This window comes from Nonlabens sp. (genome assembly GCF_047636915.1).
GTDB lineage: Bacteria > Bacteroidota > Bacteroidia > Flavobacteriales > Flavobacteriaceae > Nonlabens.
Genome location: NZ_JBLIGN010000153.1, coordinates 1 through 3,220, shown reverse-complemented (window position 1 = coordinate 3,220; position 3,220 = coordinate 1). Strand labels below are relative to the sequence as shown.

The window sequence follows — 3,220 nt, the reverse complement described above, 5'->3', positions numbered from 1 at the left end:
TTGTGCAAATTTACAATCCATTGGACTTTATTCCATATTTTTGTGATTCTTAATAAATGACTGATATGAGTAAATATGATGTGATCGTTTTAGGTAGTGGACCTGGAGGATATGTAACGGCAATACGGGCGTCACAACTGGGATTAAAAACGGCAATCGTTGAAAAGGAATCTTTAGGTGGTGTATGTTTAAACTGGGGTTGTATCCCTACTAAAGCACTTATAAAAAGTGCTGACGTGTTCAATTACCTGAAGCATGCCGAAGATTATGGCCTTAAGGTAGAAAATGTAGATAAAGATTTTACTGCTGTTGTAAAGCGCAGTCGCGATATAGCTAACGGAATGAGTAAAGGAGTACAGTTTCTTCTTAAAAAGAATAAAATTGACGTAATCATGGGTTACGGTACGCTAAAAAAAGGAAAGAAAATCGAAGTAAAAGCTGAAGATGGATCCACCTCGACCGTAGAAGCAGATCATATAATTATTGCTACGGGATCAAAATCTCGCATACTTCCTAACTTACCCCAAGACGGTAAGAAAGTAATAGGATATCGGGAAGCAATGACTTTAAAGGAGCAGCCTAAAAAACTAGCTGTTGTAGGGTCTGGAGCGATAGGCGTAGAGTTTGCTTACTTCTATAATGCTATGGGAACTGAAGTTACTATTATTGAGTATCTAGACCGTATTGTTCCGGTGGAAGATATTGATATTTCTAAGCAAATGGAACGCAGCTTCAAGAAATCTGGAATCAAAGTAATGACTTCTAGCGAAGTGACTAGCGTTGATACTTCTGGAGATGTAGTAAAAGTCATGGTGAAAACTAAAAAAGGAGAAGAAGTAATTGAAGCAGATGTGGTTCTTAGTGCTGTAGGTATTGAAACTAATCTTGCTAACATAGGTCTTGAAGAGATAGGAATATCTACAGATCGCGGCAAAGTACTGGTTAATCAATGGTACCAAACCAATTTGCCTGGATATTATGCCATAGGTGATATTACTGCTGGTCCAGCACTAGCTCACGTAGCCAGTGCCGAAGGTATTCTTTGTGTAGAAAAAATAGCTAACATGCATGTGGAGCCATTAGATTATGGCAACATCCCAGGATGTACGTATTCTAATCCAGAAATTGCTAGTGTAGGCATGACTGAAGCCCAAGCTAAGGAAGCAGGTTATGATATTAAAGTAGGTAAATTCCCTTTCAGTGCCTCTGGAAAAGCAAGTGCTTCTGGAACTAAAGAAGGATTTGTAAAAGTAATTTTTGACGCTAAGTATGGCGAGTGGTTAGGTTGTCACATGATAGGTGCAGGAGTTACCGACATGATCGCTGAAGCTGTTATCGCAAGAAAACTAGAAACTACAGGACATGAAGTTCTAAAAACAGTTCATCCACACCCAACAATGAGTGAAGCGGTTATGGAAGCTGTTGCAGATGCTTATGGTGAAGTAATTCACATATAGTATTAGGCAGGAGTTATGTGGCAGTAAGCACGAGTTTTAGTGTTGCTATATTAAAGATGTAATGTAATATTGTAAATTCCCTTTGAAACTGCGTTTCAAAGGGAATTTTTTTTGATTCTTCAAAGTTATTTCTTCTTGCTATAAATTCAAAAATTAAATAACTTATTCAAATAATTCTAGTTAATCTTTTAAAAAGCAGGAATAATTATGATGTAAAATGTATGGTACGCCCCCTAATTGAACACTCCTATAAGACTTCAATGGACTGGTCTTTATGCCATTATTAAAATCAATAGTTAGTTGTCTTGTAAATAGATCTCGCTGGCTCCTTAGTCCACGGTCCAATTTTTACTCATTTTATAATGAAAGCCTAATTGAACCTAAGGAGTTAAAATAGGCAAACCAAGTTCATCGCATTGCACTAAATGATCCGCATCCGTATCAAAAACGGTTCCCGCACCAGTATAGAAGCTAAGACGATCGGTGAATTGGAGTTCTCTTTGTAATTTTACATAAGGATCAATCCTATATGCGTTTACACCAGCTCTTGTTATAAGCATTCGTACTATATGGACGTTAGATATGAATAAAAACCCACTCCTGCTTTTCTCTAAACTTGATAAAACCTGTTCCTAGCACTAACTCAATTTTTAACTTCTCTACATCCAGCTAATTCATGAAGCGCAAGTACGGTGCTCCAAGGATCTATAGGTTCTTTAAATTCGATAAAGTAGTTGGTAGAATTGAAAACCTTTCTTGAGCCTGAGAAAAGTATTAGCGCAAAAAATATTTATAGTACTCAATAGTATTTTGATTTTCATGGTTTTGTTTTGTAGCTATTGTTGGATATAAATAAACTCTAACTCTCAAGATATCAAACACTGGTTACCTCTAATTACTGGTTCTTAACCTTTGGTTTTTCTTTATAAAACACAAAGATTACTTCTTCACCCAACTGAAGATTTGAGGCTAAGTCTATGATTTCACCATTTTTCTTTAGGAATTGAACCTTTGCAGTATTGGGTGGTTTCTTACCTAAGTTTATAGCTTTGAGTGAAATGGTGTTAACAGAATCTTTTAAGGTAAGTTCTAACTCTTTCTTTTTGGCAACAGGGCTGTAAGCGCTTAATATCTTGTTTCCGTTAATGGTCAGGTCTATTTGATCTCCGTCCACTTCTCCATCATCCCAAATAATTAATTTTAAATATGCTTCTTTCCAGAAAATGTTTAATCGCTCCCCGCCTTTCAAATCGTTTTTTGCATACCGATTGAACATTTTATCCATATTGATTTTTTGCTTGACACTATCTGGAATGCGGTTCATACGGTTTACCCGTTTTTGAAATTTATCGGTGCGTTTCTGTATTTTCTCTGCTGCCGTCATGACCAGCTCTCCATCAATACAGCTTGTCAAATCGTCATAATACCCTTTAAAGGTTCCTTCTATTTCTGATCGCCCATTTAGTCTTCTCATATTACCTGTAAAATAAACATTACAAAAATCCAGCTGTTTGATATCTGACTTGGTATAAATGATATCCACCTCTCTAAATTCCATTAGGTTCTCTTTATCATCATACCTACCTACTATGGAAGCCTTAGTTTCATGTTGACCATTGAGGTCTGTGTAAGAATAACCTTTGATCATTCCGTTCGTCTCTTTAAAGTCGAGTCTATAAGGGATTAAAGAACTATCTGGTAATTTTAAAAGTCCTAAATATTCATAGGTCTGACCATAAAGATTAGTGGCACAGAACATTAAA

At 36.3% G+C, this 3,220-nt stretch carries 3 protein-coding genes; 1 reads left to right on the top strand and 2 read right to left on the bottom strand.

Annotated elements, in window-relative coordinates:
* Window positions 1-65 precede the first annotated feature (65 nt).
* A complete protein-coding gene (lpdA, locus tag ACJAT0_RS13050) occupies window positions 66-1,457 on the top strand; it encodes a dihydrolipoyl dehydrogenase (RefSeq protein ID WP_415182007.1) in 1,392 nt (463 codons plus the stop codon).
* A gap of 380 nt (window positions 1,458-1,837) precedes the next feature.
* Here the strand turns inward: lpdA and ACJAT0_RS13045 are convergent, their stop codons facing one another.
* Together ACJAT0_RS13045 and ACJAT0_RS13040 are read right to left on the bottom strand one after the other, a co-directional pair.
* Window positions 1,838-2,017, bottom strand: coding sequence for a hypothetical protein (locus ACJAT0_RS13045; RefSeq protein ID WP_374002076.1), 180 nt, complete (start codon window positions 2,015-2,017; stop codon window positions 1,838-1,840).
* Between the two features lie 335 nt (window positions 2,018-2,352).
* Window positions 2,353-3,220, bottom strand: an 868-nt coding sequence (locus ACJAT0_RS13040) for a hypothetical protein (protein ID WP_415182006.1), incomplete at its 5' end; no start/stop codon positions are given.